The organism is Aquirufa rosea (assembly GCF_004118285.1).
Taxonomy (GTDB): Bacteria; Bacteroidota; Bacteroidia; order Cytophagales; family Spirosomataceae; genus Aquirufa; species Aquirufa rosea.
Window position 1 is genome coordinate 40,729 of sequence record NZ_SDHY01000004.1, and the last position, 17,769, is coordinate 58,497.

Annotated in this window: 17 protein-coding genes; 9 read left to right on the forward strand and 8 right to left on the reverse strand. The window is 41.4% G+C overall.

Translation table 11 applies throughout. The features are described from left to right. Nucleotide 1: 1 nt before the first annotated feature. From ESB04_RS07305 to ESB04_RS07315, 3 genes are all read right to left on the reverse strand, one after another. Nucleotides 2-1,000 (reverse strand): ThuA domain-containing protein, encoded by a 999-nt coding sequence (locus ESB04_RS07305; RefSeq protein WP_129027082.1) that lies wholly within the window; start codon nt 998-1,000, stop codon nt 2-4. A gap of 132 nt (nt 1,001-1,132) precedes the next feature. Then, nucleotides 1,133-1,585, reverse strand: a complete 453-nt coding sequence (locus ESB04_RS07310; protein WP_129027083.1) for a nuclear transport factor 2 family protein — start codon at nt 1,583-1,585, stop codon at nt 1,133-1,135. 27 nt (nt 1,586-1,612) lie between these two features. After that, nucleotides 1,613-2,872 (reverse strand): YeiH family protein, encoded by a 1,260-nt coding sequence (locus ESB04_RS07315; RefSeq protein WP_129027084.1) that lies wholly within the window; start codon nt 2,870-2,872, stop codon nt 1,613-1,615. Between the two features lie 71 nt (nt 2,873-2,943). Between ESB04_RS07315 and ESB04_RS07320 the strand changes: the two genes are divergently transcribed. Both ESB04_RS07320 and ESB04_RS07325 read left to right on the forward strand, forming a co-directional pair. After that, nucleotides 2,944-3,912 (forward strand): glycoside hydrolase family 43 protein, encoded by a 969-nt coding sequence (locus ESB04_RS07320; RefSeq protein ID WP_129027085.1) that lies wholly within the window; start codon nt 2,944-2,946, stop codon nt 3,910-3,912. 6 nt (nt 3,913-3,918) lie between these two features. After that, nucleotides 3,919-4,314: a hypothetical protein gene (locus ESB04_RS07325; RefSeq protein ID WP_129027086.1), complete on the forward strand. Its 396-nt coding sequence runs from the start codon at nt 3,919-3,921 to the stop codon at nt 4,312-4,314. Here the strand turns inward: ESB04_RS07325 and ESB04_RS07330 are convergent. Continuing rightward, a complete protein-coding gene (locus ESB04_RS07330) occupies nt 4,311-4,781 on the reverse strand; it encodes a GNAT family N-acetyltransferase (RefSeq protein WP_129027087.1) in 471 nt (156 codons plus the stop codon). The two genes, ESB04_RS07325 and ESB04_RS07330, sit on opposite strands and share 4 nt — an antisense overlap. Before the next feature lie 2 nt (nt 4,782-4,783). Further along, the gene (locus ESB04_RS07335; RefSeq protein ID WP_129027088.1) at nt 4,784-5,227 is read right to left on the reverse strand and encodes a DinB family protein; all 444 of its coding nucleotides are present in this window, start codon (nt 5,225-5,227) and stop codon (nt 4,784-4,786) included. 114 nt (nt 5,228-5,341) lie between these two features. On the opposite strand from ESB04_RS07335, the gene ESB04_RS07340 reads away from it, so the two are divergent. From ESB04_RS07340 to ESB04_RS07355, 4 genes are all read left to right on the forward strand, one after another. Beyond that, nucleotides 5,342-6,409: a DUF3500 domain-containing protein gene (locus ESB04_RS07340; RefSeq protein ID WP_129027089.1), complete on the forward strand. Its 1,068-nt coding sequence runs from the start codon at nt 5,342-5,344 to the stop codon at nt 6,407-6,409. Nucleotides 6,410-6,516: 107 nt separating this feature from the next. Further along, nucleotides 6,517-8,007 (forward strand): nucleoside hydrolase-like domain-containing protein, encoded by a 1,491-nt coding sequence (locus ESB04_RS07345; protein WP_129027090.1) that lies wholly within the window; start codon nt 6,517-6,519, stop codon nt 8,005-8,007. A 173-nt stretch (nt 8,008-8,180) separates the two neighbouring features. Next, complete coding sequence (locus ESB04_RS07350; protein WP_129027091.1) at nt 8,181-8,816, forward strand: 3-keto-disaccharide hydrolase; 636 nt, start codon at nt 8,181-8,183, stop codon at nt 8,814-8,816. Nucleotides 8,817-8,834: 18 nt separating this feature from the next. Then, nucleotides 8,835-11,693 carry a PVC-type heme-binding CxxCH protein gene (locus ESB04_RS07355; protein WP_129027092.1) on the forward strand — a complete coding sequence of 953 codons (2,859 nt, stop codon included), beginning with the start codon at nt 8,835-8,837 and terminating at the stop codon, nt 11,691-11,693. A 1-nt stretch (nt 11,694) separates the two neighbouring features. Here ESB04_RS07355 and ESB04_RS07360 read toward each other — a convergent pair whose 3' ends face one another. Next, nucleotides 11,695-12,120, reverse strand: coding sequence for a GNAT family N-acetyltransferase (locus ESB04_RS07360; protein WP_129027093.1), 426 nt, complete (start codon nt 12,118-12,120; stop codon nt 11,695-11,697). Nucleotides 12,121-12,124: 4 nt separating this feature from the next. Continuing rightward, on the reverse strand, nt 12,125-14,218 hold the full coding sequence (locus tag ESB04_RS07365; protein WP_129027094.1) for a pyrroloquinoline quinone-dependent dehydrogenase: 2,094 nt from the start codon (nt 14,216-14,218) through the stop codon (nt 12,125-12,127). 175 nt (nt 14,219-14,393) lie between these two features. On the opposite strand from ESB04_RS07365, the gene ESB04_RS07370 reads away from it, so the two are divergent. After that, nucleotides 14,394-15,329, forward strand: coding sequence for a restriction system modified-DNA reader domain-containing protein (locus ESB04_RS07370; RefSeq protein ID WP_129027095.1), 936 nt, complete (start codon nt 14,394-14,396; stop codon nt 15,327-15,329). 170 nt (nt 15,330-15,499) lie between these two features. Then, a complete protein-coding gene (locus ESB04_RS07375; RefSeq protein WP_129027096.1) occupies nt 15,500-16,030 on the forward strand; it encodes a DinB family protein in 531 nt (176 codons plus the stop codon). Nucleotides 16,031-16,081: 51 nt separating this feature from the next. On the opposite strand, the gene ESB04_RS07380 is transcribed toward ESB04_RS07375, so the two are convergent. Next, nucleotides 16,082-16,498, reverse strand: coding sequence for an SRPBCC domain-containing protein (locus ESB04_RS07380; RefSeq protein ID WP_129027097.1), 417 nt, complete (start codon nt 16,496-16,498; stop codon nt 16,082-16,084). Nucleotides 16,499-16,659: 161 nt separating this feature from the next. Between ESB04_RS07380 and yiaK the strand changes: the two genes are divergently transcribed. Further along, nucleotides 16,660-17,679 (forward strand): 3-dehydro-L-gulonate 2-dehydrogenase, encoded by a 1,020-nt coding sequence (gene yiaK / locus ESB04_RS07385; protein WP_129027098.1) that lies wholly within the window; start codon nt 16,660-16,662, stop codon nt 17,677-17,679. The last annotated feature ends 90 nt before the right edge of the window (nt 17,680-17,769 follow it).

Genomic DNA, 17,769 nt, shown 5'->3' on the forward strand with positions numbered 1-17,769 from the left:
CTTATTGGGTGTATTCCCTCTTTGAGGAAATGTCGGCCTTGGGAAAATCAGATGGAATTGGTATATCTACTTTCCCAGTAGCTGCCCATTGAGAGCCCCTCAATAAAGTAGTAATGAATCCTACGCAGGAAACGGAATAATCCGCGTGGCCCATGGGTGTATGAAACACTCTGCCTTTTCCGAATCGAGTAACAATCAACATGGGTTCATGTCGACCAGTGCCTCTATTTTCTTTGGCTGAAAATGCAGTGGCCAATATTTCCATATTGATTGCTGGCCCACGCAGACGATCATACATTTCATCTTGTGTGTGCATCCAAGTCAAGGGCATGCCTTTGGTAATAGGATGCTCCGAATTACGTACCGTAATTTGATATTCCTTTTGTGGGCCGTGAGAGCCTGCCCTTCCGGCTTGTGTATCTCTTACTAACTTGCCCTCCAAATCATAATAAACATAAGGACCGTCTTTTTCTGTACGGTCACCCCATCCACCTAAACCGATCATTTCATTGTAAGCAGGCCACTGAGGAAATGAATTATCTGCCGCATGAATAACCACTAAGCCTCCTCCTTTTTTCATAAATTTCTCAAAATCCGCTTGCGTTTCAGCCGGCCAAGGAGCTGCATTCCATCCGAAATTGCAAATCACTAAATCATAATCTGAAAAACGGGGATGAAAGCTTGAGTCGGCCCTAGGTTTAGCCAAGGCAACGGTATTTTCAAGCCCTGGCAACATGTATTTAGGAATCAAATCGGCGGCATTCCAGGTATAATGTGATCGCTGAACATCCACCTTAAATTTTCCCGATTGCTCTAAAAAATCCTTCATCATAAAGGTGATTTTAGGCCATTGATCGTGGTTATTTTGTCCGTCTACAATTAATGTTCGAATGACTTTAGATTTAACACTAGGTTTAGCCAGAGCATTGCTTGGATTGAAACTAACAATTGTCGCAAAAAGAAGCAGGCTACAAGCAAAAATTTTGTAGTAATTTTTCATGATTTCTCTGGTTAGTATGAGCTCAAGCAAATACATTGATGTCAATATCTTAAGAAATACATAGATACTAGGATTCTAACCATTTTCAAAATGCTCCAAATAATGACTCAACCCCTAAAATAAATAATACCATCAATGATCATAACTCACTACGCGAGATATTTTCCATTTCCCTTGTTCCTCTCTCCAAATCATCAAAAACTTAAATTCCCCCACTTCCAACTTCCCATTCTCCACATGAGAAAAGGTATGTCGACCGATGTGAATTGCCCCATAATTTTGAATAGGATGAACCTCCAAAGTACCTGGAACCAATTTTCTGGTTAATACATACTCTCTATTAAATATATTTTGAAAATTAGCGATCACCGTATCGTAATGAAGAAGTCCTCCATTATCTTGAAACCATTCCAAATCCGATGTAAAGAATTGTTTAAAAGTGGCCATATCTCGTTGATTGTAGGCCTGAAACATGACACTATCCAGATGTGCAATTTGTTGATACAAGGCCTTAGATTCACTTTTTTGTGCCAAAGCAGTATGGGAAACTAGGCCAAATAAGAACAAGCAAATGAATAACTTCATGAATACACTTTTGCTAAAACATTTCGATTAATTAAATAAGAAACAGGCAATTACAAGTGTAATGAGCACATTAAATCCTTGGGCAATCAAGAAGGCATACAATGGTTTTTTACCTTCGCTACTGAACAAATCGGCAAACTTAGTTTCCAAACCAATGCTTGTAAATGCCAAAGCAAACCAAAGACCTTGTAAGGATTTCAAACCGCCTTTTACTTCTGATATGACATCCCCAGAAATGAAGAATGAAAACAACAAAGATGCCGCCACAAAACCGATGACAAATTTGGGAAAACGCTCCCAAATGATCCCTAAAGTTGGCTTGGATTCTTTGGCTACTTCCGACTGATTATTGGTATAAGTCCAATAGATAGAAATCCCAAATGCTGCTAAACCTAACAGAACATTTTGTGAAAATTTGACAATCGTACTTATTTTCAAGGCCTCCTCTCCAATGAGTGACCCAGAAGCAATAACTGCACCCGTCGTATCGATGGTCCCCCCCAGCCAAGCACCCGTTACCGCTTCAGATAAACCCAAGGCTTTCGCGATAATGGGCATAAAAATGATCATAGGAATAGCGGTAATGAGAACGATGGATATAACATAGGAAAGCTTCTTGGAATCTCCCTTAATAGCTCCAGCCGTAGCAATGGCCGCCGATACCCCACAGATAGAAACCGCACTAGAAATCATGATGGCCATCTCCTCATCGATACCCAATTTTTTTGCTATCCAAAAAGCAAAGTACCACACAGAAACCACGACCAACAGCGCCTGAATTAGTCCTAGTGATCCTGCCTTTAAAATATCTCCAAAAATGATGCTTGTTCCTAATAAGACTAATCCAATTTTCACAAATAATTCAGTGGACAATGACTCTTTTAACCAATCTGGGACATTCGAAAAATTACTAATAACTAATCCTATGGATAAGCTAAAAATAACCGCTTCTAAATTCCAATTTTTCAAAAAGGAATTGCCTGCTAAGACCAGCGCCAAGATGGTTAAAATAAAGACAATCGGAAAACCTTTGATGGTGGCATTTACTTCCTTGCCCAATGCTTTGGTCGCTAAAATAGCAATGACATATACCCACAAAAACAATTTCCCCACGTTGATTAAATTGGTGGTGTTGAGCACTTTTTCTGCTAATTCTGCTGAGTTTTCCCAGGCAAAAACCGGGCTGGGAATTTTGATTCCTACTAAGGCGAGTACGATAATTAAAAATCCAAAAACGACGACAGTCCAGTCTTCGGTTAAGCTGAATCTTGCTGTATTGTTTGACATGGTTGATTAATAAGTTTAGGTAAATGAAAAGAGTATTCTAACTTTGGTAGAACAAGTTATTAAAAAACTCTATGAAATTACTATACTATTGTTTATTTTTAATCCTAGCTCACGGCCTGAACGCCCAACAAAAAACCTCTGGAAATCCCCTATTTCCAGGTTGGTATGCCGACCCAGAGGCCATCATTATCAAAAAGCAATACTGGATTTACCCCACTTATTCTGATGTCTACCAGAAACAGGTTCACTTAGACGCCTTCTCATCCAAAGATCTGGTGAATTGGAAAAAACATCCTAAAATCATTGATACCTCATCAGTCAAATGGGCCAAAAAAGCCATGTGGGCACCCGCCATCGTACAAAAGGGCAAAAAATACTACCTGTTTTTCGGGGCCAATGACATCCAAAGTAATCAAGAACTAGGAGGTATTGGAGTAGCTGTCGCAGATAAACCACAAGGACCGTTCAAGGATTTAATTGGGAAGCCTTTGATTGGTCAATTTCAGAATGGAGCCCAACCTATCGATCAATTTGTATTTAAAGATAAAGATGGACAATACTACATCATCTATGGAGGTTGGAAGCATTGCAATATCGCCAAACTAAGCACTGATTTCACATCCATCATCCCATTTGAGGATGGAAAAATGTTCAAAGAAATCACCCCCAATGGCTATGTAGAAGGCCCCTTCATGTTTATTCGTAACAATAAATACTATTTTATGTGGAGTGAAGGTGGCTGGACTGGCCCTAATTATTCCGTAGCCTATGCCGTGGCAGATAGCCCTTTTGGGCCTTTTGAAAGAAAGGATAAAATACTTAAACAAGATCCACAAGTAGCTACAGGGGCTGGACATCACTCGGTTATTCAAGTACCTAAGACCGACCAGTGGTATATTGTCTATCACCGTAGACCCTTGAATGAAACGGATCGCAATCACCGAGTGACTTGCATTGAACCCATGTATTTTGATGAAAAAGGTGATATTTTACCGGTAAAACTTAGCTTTGAAGGAGTAAAGGCACAAAAAATCAAATAAAATCCCATGAAAAAATGGATACCTTTTAAGCTTTCGGTTCAGCTCTTTTTGGGATTCATTTTACTCGCCATTCTTTTCCATATAGGGGTGATAGCCGGGTTAATTCCGCCTGACATGGTTTGGGGTGGCCGAATACAAAGTCCGAATGATTTGATCAAGATGGAATCTGTTTCCATGGTCATCTTGATCATCATGGCCTTCATAATTACGCTCAAAGCACGTTGGATTTTTCCTAAAATAGCGAGATTATCTGGCTACCTGATTTGGCTCATTCCCCTTCTTTTTTTCTTAAATACCTTAGGAAATATGCAGGCACTGAATGCCACAGAAAGGTTCGTCTTCACTCCAATCACTTTTTTGCTGGCCTTGATAAGCTTAAGAATTGCCCTAGAGAAGAGTTAATTATCTCCTACATCCAATTTCATTTTTATATCGGCCCGACTGTACAAAACTGGACCTAGATCTATTTCCTTAAACCCATAGTTTCGGTACATCGCTACCGCCCTTTCTAGTCGCCGATTGGAATAAATAATGATTTCTTTTATCCCCGTATTTTTTGCGTAATCCAGACATTGATCCATCAATAATTTACCGATGCCCAATCCTTGAAAGGCTTCATTGACCGCCATTTTGGTCAATTCAAAAACACCTTCTTGAATTTTCATTAAGGAAACCGTCCCTACGATTTGATCATCACACCAAGCATAGAAAATTTGCCCTCCAGGAGCTAAAATGACCTCCTCTGGCTTGGACAATACCTCCCGATCAATTTCTTCAATATGGAAATACTTCTCCAGCCATTCATAATTTAATCGACGAATAGCATCACGATGAGCGGGGTCAAAATAAGTAATATGAATTTGGCTCATAATCAATCCATCAACCTTCGATGGTAATTTATTTGTCCTAGATGATAGCCAAAATGTACCGCCAAATGCACGAAATAATAGGCTGTTTTCATGGAATAATCGAAAACCTCCATGGGGTAATCCTCCTCGAGCTGTTCCTGACTAATGGTAGGTAAAACTTGTTGCATCATTAATTCGGTTTGGTCAATCATTTCCAGTAATTTCTCCCTAGGCACTTCCTTATCTGAAAATTCTTTGTCTCGAAATCGAACATAGCCCGTGTTACCATAGACCGAGCCAAAATAGGTTTGTAAATTACCAATTAGGTGTAAACATAAATTACCTGCCGAATTAGAAATTCGGCCATCTACTTTCCACAAATTAGCTTCATCTTGGTATTGAGCAATTTCAATTTTTAATCGATTCAAATCTCTAGAGAACAATTTTAATAAGTCTTCCGTCAGCATGTTAAGTTTAATCAGGTTTAAAAACAATAGGAATATCCATTCCAAGCACTAAAATCAATGAAAATAAGCGAGTATCCTAATAAAAAATGAATACATTTAGCAAATTTATTTCCTATGAAAACACGCTCTATCTACCTTTTAATCACATTGGTTTTGCCCCTAAGCCTTTTGGCCCAAAATAACCTATCGCCCCATCAAGCTGTCAACTACTTTTTAAGTACTTTAAACCAAGAGGAAATTAAAAAAGTCAGCTACTCTTTTCAGGATAGTGTCAGAAAAAAATGGACCAATCTTCCGGTAGGATTAGTTGCCAGACCAGGCATACAATATGGTTCATTGTCTGATAAAAGTAGGCTGGCTTTTCATCGAGTATTAAGCTCCATGTTAAGTTCACAAGGCTACTTGAAAACCACCAGCATCATGCAGTTGGATGATATACTCAACACCTTATACCAAGAGGCTTACGATAAAGGGGAAATCAAAAAAGAATTTTTGACTCAAATGCAAAAGTTAAATTGGGCACACGGGAATTATTATATCTCCGTCTATGGTAAACCAAGTGAATCGGCACCTTGGGGTATCAATTTTGGAGGACATCACATGGCACTCAGCTTGACTTCCGACGGAAAGAAAATGAGTATGTCACCCTATTTCATTGGAACAGATCCTGCCGAAGTAAAGTCTTCCAAATATGCAGGATTGCGTGTACTTAGCAAAGAAGAAGACTATGGATTTATGTTGGTCAACATGCTTTCGGATGCTCAAAAAGCAAAAGCCATTTTGCCACAAGCCGTACCAAAAGACATCATTACTTCCCCCAATAGCCGACAGCGTATTGACTCCTATTATGGCATTGCGGTAAAGGAATTTAATGAGGCTCAAAAAGCTGTACTGAAAATGTTAATCCAAGAATATGTCCACAATTTTGAACATGAAAAATCACACCAAATGATGGACAAAATTGCAACCACTGGCATGGATAAAATCTACTTTGCTTGGGTGGGAAGTTTAGAGAATAATAAATCCCATTATTACATCATCAATGGCCCAGATTTTTTGATAGAATATGACAATGTTGGGTTCAGCAATGATGGAAACCACATACATGCTATCTTACGAGAAAAAGGAAATGATTTTGGAGATGACCTATTAAAGATGCACTATTTAGAATCTAAACATTGATTAAAAGGGATTGTAATCTTTCTTTTCCTAGTAGATTATCCTAATAAATTCTAAATTGCACCTGCTCATAACACAGAACCCCATTCCCAACCATTAAATTTATAGGCATGAAAAAAATCCTTGTTATCATCCTAAGTGTAGGCTTATTAAGCCCCATTTTCGCGAAAGAAAACTTGCCTAGAACCATCGTTACCACTGATGGAGAAATTGATGATGTGGATACCTTCATTCGGATGCTCTTGTATTCCAATGAATTTCATTTGGAAGGTTTAGTTTACTCCAGTTCCATGTGGCATTATAAGGGTGATGGCAAGGGGACTTTGTTCACTTCTGAAATGGAAATGACCAAGAAAATGTATGGGGCAAAAACCGACCTTCGCTGGCCGGGAGTTCAATGGATTCAGGATTTATTAAAAGCTTATGCAGAAGTTTATCCCAACCTGATTCAACATGCCAAAAATTACCCAAGCCCAGCCTACTTGAATAGTTTGGTCAAAGTGGGGAACATCGACTTTGAGGGAGAAATGGAAAAAATTACTCCAGGATCTGAATGGATTAAAGCAAAATTATTGGACAATAATCCAGAAGCCATTTACCTACAAGCTTGGGGAGGAACCAATACCATTGCGCGTGCCTTAAAATCTATAGAAGAAGCATATTCCAAGCAAAAAGATTGGCCCATCATTCAAGAAAAAATCTCCAGAAAAGCCATCATTTATACGGTCATGGACCAGGATGCTACTTACAAAAAATACATTGGTCAACATTGGCCAAAGATTCGGGTATTCTATAATGCTCGTCAATTCGCCAGTTTTGCCTACCCTTGGAAAAGAGTCATGCCGAAGGTCGCTCAACCCTATTTTGAGGGTCCTTACATGTCCAAAAACATCATTTTAAACCATGGCCCATTATTAAAAATGTATTATGCCTATGGTGATGGCCAAAAGCAGGAAGGAGATGATGAACATATTCACGGAGATCCTAGCAAATTGAAAAATGCGCAATGGGGTAGTTTTGTCCCTTATGATTTTATTTCAGAGGGCGATTCTCCCGCATTTTTACACCTCGTGGATGTAGGATTAAACAATCTGAACAATCCGTCTTACGGTGGCTGGGGCGGTCGATTTGCTCCGGCCAAAGACAATCCCTATCGATATGAGGACAACGAGAAGGCTGCTGACTTCAATCCTGAAGTAGGGAAACTGGATATCAACTACTCTCAAACCCGGTGGTTGATCGCACTACAAGAGGACTTCGCGGCGCGGGCCGACTGGTGTGTAAAAAGTTTTAAAGAGGCCAATCATGCTCCGCAAATTACTGTGAGGGAAGGTATGAAGGTATACGCCCAACCTGGCCAAAGCCTAACCTTGAATTTGCTGGCCATCGATCCAGATAAAAATGAGGTAACACTAACAGGCTGGCCCTACACCGAGGCGGGAAGTGGCACTGCTGACATCCAAATCACGGGAAACAAGGCTTTGGTCAAAATTCCAGCAAATGCGCAAAAAGGGGAGACTTACCATGTAATCATCGAGGGAAAAGATCATGGATCCCCTTCTCTTAGAGGATATCGGAGGGTGGTGGTTAACATCTTATAATCCAGAAATAAAACAGATTCAATAAAAAATAGCACAATATTGTGCCGCGTCAGGTTTAAGCTGATGGTTTTTCAATTATATTGAGCATTGAAATAATCTAAACCTAAAAAACGAATCTAGGAGTCTCCATTTCTTCGATGAAATTCTAGGAGCATGATGATTCCATCAACCTCATGAAATCATTGATTGGGATAGCCCTCCTATCCACCTTCTGCCTCCATATGGCTTTCGCCCAAAAACAGAAAAGCACACCTTTGTTCGACGGAAAAACCTTTCAAGGTTGGGAAGGCGATACGCAACATACTTGGCGTATTGAAAATGGTATGATCATGGGTGGATCTTTGGAAAATACCGTCCCACATAATGACTTTTTATGTACCCAAAAAACCTACGCCAATTTTATTTTAAGGCTCAAAATTAAGCTAACAGGCGACCAAGGTTTTATCAATTCGGGAATTCAATTTCGAAGCAAGCGACTACAAAATCCTGCCTATGAAATGACTGGCTATCAAGCAGATTTTGGTAAGGATTATTGGGCTAGTCTCTATGATGAATCCCGACGAAATAAAACCTTAGCTAAACCCGATGACCGGGAGGTGTTGACCTGGATTAAATTTAACGACTGGAATGATTATGAAATCAGGGCGGTCGGTCGACGTATCCAACTATTCATCAACGGTAAGATGAGTGTGGATTATGAGGAACCTGATACCTCGATACCGCAATCAGGATTAATTGGCATTCAAATTCATGGTGGCGGGAAGGCGCTTGTAGCCGTAAAAGATATTTATCTGCAAGAACTTCCGTAACCAATTCTCTATAAACCTATGAACAAATCTATCCGTTATTTTTTGGGTCTAGTCCTAAGCCTTTTTCTTAGCATTCCCAGCTATTCTTTTACCCCGATTTCAGTACATCTAGATAGTACCAAAATAGACTTCGATTACACCTTGGAAGCCACCATGCTTGGCTATTTTTCCAAAGATGGTACAAGAAATCCTACGCTGAAGGCCAATAAAGGCAAAAAAGTGAGGATTACGATTGTCAATGGGGAACAAATGACCCACGACATCTCTATGGAAAAATTGGGTATCAAAAGCGCTACCATTTTAGATAAAGGATCCAGTACCAGCATCACCTTCATCGCTCAGTCTAGCGATACCTATTTCTGTTCGATCCCAGGCCACCGAGCAGCGGGTATGGTGGGAAAATTTGAAGTGGTGGAAGGAGCTATTAGGACTGAGCTAGTCAAGGGCGTTCGTCCTAGTAAAAATGGTAAAGCTTTAAATCTCAATTTTGAAACAGGAAACTTGGAAGATTGGAAAGCAGAAGGAGATGCTTTTGCCAGCCCGATCATCAACCAAGACCCTTCGCCCCTGCATGATAAGACCATGAAAATAGGTCAAGAAGGAACTTATTTTATCAGTAGTGGCGGAACTAAAAACTATGCCTTCACCGGTACTTTAAGCTCGGTACCCTTTAAAGTAAGCCAGCCTTTCGCTAGTTTCTGGGTTTCTGGTGGTGCCCTGCAAGATACCCGCGTCGAATTGGTCTTAGCCAAAAGTAAGAAAGTAATTTTTAGCTCTACTGGACAAGGTCGAGCGACTTTACAACCGGTAGTAGCCAATCTGAAACCCTATTTGCACCAAGATATTTTCATCCGCATCATTGATAAGGAGACAGGTATCACACCCATCCCTTATGTAGCGCATGATAAATTGGCACATATCAATTTTGACAACTTCCAATTTCATACCCAAAGGCCCAATTACCCGAATGAGCTCAAACAAAAGGACATCATCATTCTTCCACCATTGGACCCCGTCCTCAACGCAGGCCTTTCAGGAGTCAAGGCGGCAGAGGCCATGACTTTGCCTAAGGGTTTCAAAATCAACTTAGCCGCTGCAGAACCCGATGTGGTTCGTCCCATTGCCTTTACGATTGATGCCAAAGGACGTTTATGGGTGGTTGAAGGCCATACCTATCCTGTTCCTGCCCCCGAAGGACAAGGCAAGGACCGTATTCTCATTTTTGAAGATACCGACGGGAATGGCACCTTGGATAAGCGCAAGGTCTTTATGGAAGGCTTAAATTTAGTAAGTGGCATTGAAGTGGGTATGGGCGGAGTTTGGTTAGGGGCTGCCCCTTACCTATTATTCATTCCTACCGATTTTCAAACGGATAAACCTACGGGACCAGTCCAAAAACTCTTGGATGGCTGGGGTGTGCATGACACGCACGAGGTGTTAAATAGTTTACGTTGGGGACCCGATGGCTGGCTATATGGTAATCATGGAGTATTTACCCATTCCAATGTCGGCAAACCAGGTGCTACGGATCAAGAAAGAACTAAAATCAATGCAGGAGTCTGGAGATTTCACCCAACTACGCATCAATTCGAGGTTTTTGCCGAAGGAACCAGTAACCCATGGGGAATAGATTTCAACGATTATGGACATCCCTTTATCACAGTTTGTGTCATTCCACACATGTTCCATATCATTCAAGGGGCACGCTATGAGCGCCAAGCAGGCAAGCATTTCAACCCTTATACCTACGAGGACATCAAAACCATAGCTGACCATCGGCATTATGTAGGCGACCGTGGCCCACATGCGGGTAATTTCCGCTCTGCATCCGCCGGAGGTGGTCACGCGCATGCAGGAGCCATGATTTATTTAGGTGGTAATTCGTGGCCTAAGGAATTCCGAAATAACATCTTCATGAATAATATCAATGGGTCTAGAATGAATGTGGATCAGTTGAACCGAGAAGGCTCAGGATATATCGCCTCCCACAAAAAGGACTTTATCGTCATGAACGACTCCTGGTCCCAATGGCTCAATTTTAAGTACGATCCGAGCGGCTCGGTTTTCGCGATTGACTGGTACGACAAAAACCAATGCCATAGTTCTAATCCAGATGTACATGATAAAACCATGGGAAGGATTTTTAAAATCAGCCATGAAAATGATCAATGGGTTCAGGTAGATTTGACGAAAGCCTCCGACATGGACTTGGTGAATTATCAACTTCATGCCAACGAATGGTATGTCCGACAAGCGAGAACCATTTTACAAGAAAGAGGTGCCAATCCAAAAGTGCATGAAGCACTTAAAAGCATCATCGACAAAAACCCGGATGTGACCAGAAAACTACGAGCGCTTTGGACTTTGCATGTGACCGAAGGGTTGACAGAAAAATATTTACTAGCATTATTAAATCATTCGGATGAAAATATCCGCAGTTGGGCGATACAGTTAGCCGCAGAAAAGAAACAAGTTTCTGCTGATATGTTAAGTCAATTTGAGAGCCTGGCGCGTACGGATAAATCAGCACAAGTTCGACTGTATTTGGTGTCCGCTTTGTTGCGTTTAGATCCTATCAAACGTTGGAATGTATTAGATGCTTTGGTACAAAAAACAGAAGATAAAACCGATCATAATTTACCATTGATGCTTTGGTATGCCGCCGAGCCTTTGGCTACCTTAGATGTAAAAAGAGCCATTCAATTGGGCCAAAAATCAAAAATGCCCAAGTTTTTACACTACACCATCCAGCGAGTGGCAGCCCTGAAAACGGATGAGGCCATGGCTTCTTTGAAGGACTTACAATCCCAATTAGGGCATTCCCATGAGAACCATGAAATTAGTATGTTATTGGATAAAGTATTGAGTCAAAAATAGGTCAAGATTCTGGAGAAATGAAGGAAATTCTTTTCTCCATGTTGACATATTCCAAACCATTTTTAACAAAAGTATCCCCTACTTTTTTCATGCCAAATTTCTCATAAAATGGGGCTTTCTGTAGCCTGGCATGACACCAAATTTTATCGGTACCTAGTCCAGCATAATGTTCCAATACATGCTTCAATAAAACAGTACCATAACCTTTGCCTTGCTCCGAAACGAGCGTAGCAAATTTCCTAAATTGAATGGATTGATTTTCTTTAAATAACGAAATAACCGACTTGATTTCCCCCGCATCCAAAACACCCAAATGTATAGCGGATTCATCGCCAGTAACTTTAACAAAATCCAGGTCTTTATCTGGCCACATGACCTCCTGACGAATCACCCAAACTTGCTCTATCGGTATTTCTTGAATTTGCATGAATTTAATTTAAAGAGAATGCCAAATAATGGTCGCCCGATTTCGTTTTCAACTTGCCTCCTCCACAGGCGATGACCACAAATTGTTTACCATCCACGGCATAGACAGATGGAGAAGCATAACCTGCAGCTGGTAATTTATACCGCCATAATTCCTCTCCCGTAGTTCGATCGAAAGCCCTGAAATATTCATCTTTGGTCGCTGCAATAAACACCAATCCTCCGGCCGTCACGGCGGGGCCCCCATAATTATCGGTCCCAGTTCTAGGTATTCCTTGTGCCATTAACTCGGGATACTCTCCCAAAGGCACTTGCCAAATTTTCTTCCCCGTTTGCATATTCATCGCAGTCAGCGTGCCCCATGGCGGCCGACTAACCGGATAGCCTTTGGAGTCATACCAACGGTTATAGCCCGTCATCAAATAGTCCGAGCTCGATAAATGATTGGCCGAATTAACTTCGACATTATCCCCTTGCAAAAATGACCAGATGGCTTCTTTTTGTTCCTGAGAAATAGACTGCAAGGAAGGCATTCTCCCTCTTCCTTGATTGAGCAATTGCACGAAGCTTTTCAGCTTATATTTTTTGTTCACTTGCAGCAAGGATGGTACCGAACCATCTTCACTCCCTTGCCTTTTAGGACCATGACAACTCATGCAAAATTGTTCATAAAGTACGCTGGCCTTAGTCGTTTTTTGTATCTTGGTATTGGGTACCAAAGAAGTATAAACGGGATTCTCTTTGGCAGGGATGTACATGATTTGATGCTCATCTACGGCGGCCCCGCCCCACTGCGCACCACCGTCAGTACCCGGGAAAAAAATGGTTTTCTCCTTACCAACGGGTATATACGCATGGCCAGATTTAGATAAAGCCAATTCTTTTTTGATATCCTCAACATGGGAAGCCCAAGGATTAATGTCCTTTTCCAAAAAGCCTTGTCGGGTAAAAGGCTCAGGCCAAGTGGGAATAGGTTGAGTTTTAGCGGCTAATTCACCCGGAATATCGGAAGCAGGAAAAGGTGTTTCTACGATGGGATAAATGGGTTTTCCCGTCACTCGATCCAAGACAAACATGAAGCCTTGTTTGCTCAACACAGAAACTACGTCACGTTTCACGCCATTCACGGTGATAGTAAACAAATTGGGTGGCGCAGGAATATCCCGATCCCAAATGTCGTGATGTACCGTCTGAAAATGCCAAAGTCTTTTCCCCGTTCTGGCATCTAAAGCCAACAGGCAATTGGCAAAAAGGTTATCTCCCTTTCGGTTTCCCCCATAAAAATCAAAGGCAGCGGAGCCCGTGGGAGCATAGACGATTCCGCGCTTTTCATCCAAGGCCATGCCCATCCAGCTGTTGGCACCCCCTAGGTTTTTGTAATTGTCCTTCTCCCAGGTAGTATATCCGAATTGTCCGGGCTTAGGGATGGTCTGAAAAGTCCATACCAATTTCCCGGAAAGAGCATCATAAGCACGGATATCTCCCAAGAGCGCCGTGGCCGATTCAGATACCCGAGTGCCCACGATGACTAAATTATTAAAAATGGTCACGGGGGTATTGAGGGAGACGTATTCATCTGCCCCATCCCGTTGGATGCCCTGTAATAAATTGACCTTGCCCCCTTGTCCGAAACTGGAAATGGTTTTGCCGGTTTTGGCGTCTAGAGCAAATAGGTAGGAGCCATAACCAAAAAAGATGCGTGATTTTTTACCGTTTGACCAATAGCTCAGTCCCCGACTGGTGGTGCTATTGGTTTTTATGTGGATGTCGGTCCGCCACAGTTCCACCCCTGATTTAGCATCCAGCGCAAATGCCTGAGTATTGGCAGAAACCCCGTATAAAATCCCTTGGATGATGATGGGATTGCATTGCATTTGCGTACCGTTTGTGAGGGTATCCGCTCCGCCCGCATCGTATTCCCAAGCGAGGGATAATTGTCCCACGTTGGACTTATTAATCTGTTGTAAAGGCGAAAAATGATTTCGGTTATTGCCCCCATGATACGAAGGCCAATCCACGGCCATCCGCTTTTGCCAAGAGACAAAACCCAGCAATAATCCTAGGATGGAGATCCCCATCAAGAACAGTATCTTTTTCATGGGATTGGATTTTGTCAAATGTAAGGGTTTCTAGAGATAAATGGGTAGGTTTTTGAATTTCAGTTGACAAGCCTTGTCTGATGATGTGGGGAAATATGAGTAGAATTAGGAAATGATTATTTAGGCAATGTTTATTGCTTAGAAAATCAATACTTAGAAACTATTAAATCTAAATATGTTAATATTCAAAGATATAAAATTTATCAAATCCCCTTTCGACAACGAAGCTGAACTCGAAAAAGTAGTAATCGATAATTATGAATATTTATTCGGACCCGACTCTTTCTACCTACCAAAGACTCTAATTAAGACCTCTGATGGCGCAGGGACTATTCCTGATGGGTTTGCTATAGATTTAGGACAAAAAAAATGGTATGTGGTTGAAGCAGAATTGGGACATCATGATGTTTGGAATCATATTGCTAAGCAAGTTTCAAAACAAATAGTCGCCTCTCTACAATTAACCACTAAGCAGAAACTCGAAGATATTTCAGCCGAAATGTATGAAAATGATGAATACACAAAAGATAAGTTTACAAATCTCAATATATCTTCAGTAAATGTTCGAAAAGTTGTAAGAGACATTTTACAAGAAGATCCAATAATTGGTATTCCTATTGATCACATACCAAACGATCTCAAAGATTGGGCCAGACAACAAAGACATAAAGTTAAATTATGGATTGTAAGTAAGTTTGTTGAGTTGAATAATATATCAAATGTTATTTATGAATTCCCAGAAGAATTCAAACCTGCCCTTGACACTGAAGAGGAAAGTAAACCTCCTAAAGCAAATAAAGAAATTGCTCAATACGAAGTCGAACTAATAGACCTAATTTCGGCGAAATTATTGAATATTTCAGACAAATTACACATGACTTATAAGCCAAGAAATGGGCAGCAAAAAAAATACGAAGCAGTAATATTAGAGGACGGCTCCCTAGAAGTATTAGGACAAACATTTAGTGCTCCAAGTTATGCAGCATTGGCTGGCATTCAAAATGCTGGAAGTGATAGAAAAACTGTTAACGGTTGGACTTCTTGGAGGACCATTGGTGGCCAAACACTTGCAGAACTCAGAGAAAAATTGTTGAATACAGCATCAAATTAAAACTGATGTCTAAAAATTAATCGTATTCAATTTTTTTAATAAAATATCAATTTTGAAATTTCTGTATTTAAAAAACGATTTACCCACCTCACCCACAATATTCCCCCCAATCCCTTTGAAATTTGACTTCTTTGTTGGAATATTGATGCTTCAAACAACCTAAAAAAATCATGCTACGTTCTCGTTTATTTTTGTCGCTTTTATTTGTATTGGGCCTATGCCAATTGGCTGTGGCTCAATCGTCCGTAGATGCTATGGTAAAAGATTGGGAAAGATCTAAAGCTTACACCAAGGAATACTTAGATGCCATGCCGGAATCTGGTTATGCCCTAAAACCCACTCCTGAAATGCGCTCCTTTGCAGAACAAATGCTGCACTTGACAGATGCCAATTACAGTTTTGCTTCGGCGGCTTCTGGGGAGAAAAGTCCAGTCGGCATGGGTGCTTCGGAAAAAGCCACCGACAACTCCAAGGCTAATGTGACTAAATTGGTCATGGATGGCTACGATTTTGTGATCGCTTCACTTAAAAAAATGACAGCTGCGCAATTAACTGAATCGGTGAAAATGTTCGGTAGATTTGATATGACCAAGGAAGCGGCTTTCGCTAAATGCCTGGAACACCAAGCGCATCACCGTGGTCAAACCACCGTGTACATCCGTTTGGCCGGAGCTAAACCTCCTCAAGAGAAATTATTTTAGTCGAATTATTGACTCCCCAAAAAGGCAACCTCATCGGTTGCCTTTCTTGTTTTATGCCGATAACTGCTCCACGTATTTTTTGAAATTATTCAAAATCATTTGCCAACCCATATGCTGCATCTCTGTTGGATTTTGATTCTCTGGCTCAAAGGACTCTTTGATCAACACTCCCTCTCCCTCGGGTATAAAATGTATACTGACCTGACGACCGTCGCCTAAGGTGATTTCTAGGTTTTTCAAAGGTTCTATTTGCGTAAATGTTCCCCAAAAATCAAAACTGAAGGAACCATCTTTGGCAGCCATCAAATAATGAAACTCTTTGCCTTCTTCTAGAGTATTGTGCGCCTCTGGACAATGCCAATCGTCGCTGGCAAAGTTCCAATGCTTGACGTGCTCGGCTTGGGTCCAACAATCCCATACCTTTTCTAAGGGGGCTATGATGTTGACTATAACTTCGATACGTGACATGGTTGGTGGTATTTAAATTGAGCCATTCGACAAGCCATTTTGACTGACTCTGGGCTACCGTAAAATTGGCATTTTATTTCTACATAGAAAACCCCGCCAAACACCCCGGAACTATTTCTTTGTAGATAAGTCCATATCTTTATACGCTAAACCCATCTACTATGACCAGAATTACTTTCGATAAGATGTACCAAACCATCAAAAAAGCCTTCTTATTAGCAGGAATCCCAGCAGATAAAGCAGAGATTTGCGCCCGAACGCACACCGAGACCAGTCGGGATGGAGTCTATTCCCATGGTCTAAATCGGGTACCGAGGTTTTTGGATTTTGTGTCGAAAGGCTGGGTAGATGTGCAGGCAGAACCTAGTTTAGACGTGAATCTAGGCTCCATCGAAATATACGATGGCAACATGGGTATAGGTGTCACCAATTCCATTTTCGCCATGGACAGGGCTACGGAAATTGCCAAGCAATATGGCTTGGGATTGGTTTCTTTACATAATACCACCCACTGGATGCGGGGTGGATCCTATGGCTGGCAAGCTGCTGAAAAGGGCTTCATGGCCATTTGTTGGACCAATACCGAATCCTGCATGCCGGCATGGGGTGCTACCTCAGGTGGCATCGGCAACAATCCTTTCATCATGGCCATTCCCAGAAAAGAAGGACATGTAGTGTTTGATATGGCTATGTCGCAATACTCCTATGGAAAACTGGAAACCACCCGATTAAAAAATGAAAAATTACCCTATCCAGGAGGATTTGACCAAGACGGGAACCTGACGGATGAGCCCACTCCCATAGAAGCTACACGAAGAATTTTACCGACGGGATATTGGAAAGGCTCCGGCTTAGCCATCATGTTGGATTTGTTTTCGGCCATCCTCTCCAAAGGAAGAACCACCGCCGATATCGATTTAGTGGGCAAGGGCGCCTGCGGAGGCTGTTCCCAAGTTTTTATTGCGATTGATCCCTTAAAAATGAATGATCAAAAGTTCATAGATGAGGCATTGGAACATACCATAGCTCAACTTCGAAATTCTACTCCTGTAACCGAAGGTGGCGAAGTGAATTATCCGGGCGAAAGATCTCTCAAAACAAGAGCGGAAAATTTGCAAAAGGGCATCCCTGTGGATGATGGCGTTTGGCAGCAAGTACAGGCATTGAGTCAAGCTCAATAAGTGGAAACCTTATAAGCGTAGTCTCCTAAACGGTAATAGCCTGATGAATTTCACCGGCTATTACTTAGGCTGGAAATCACAAAAATGGAG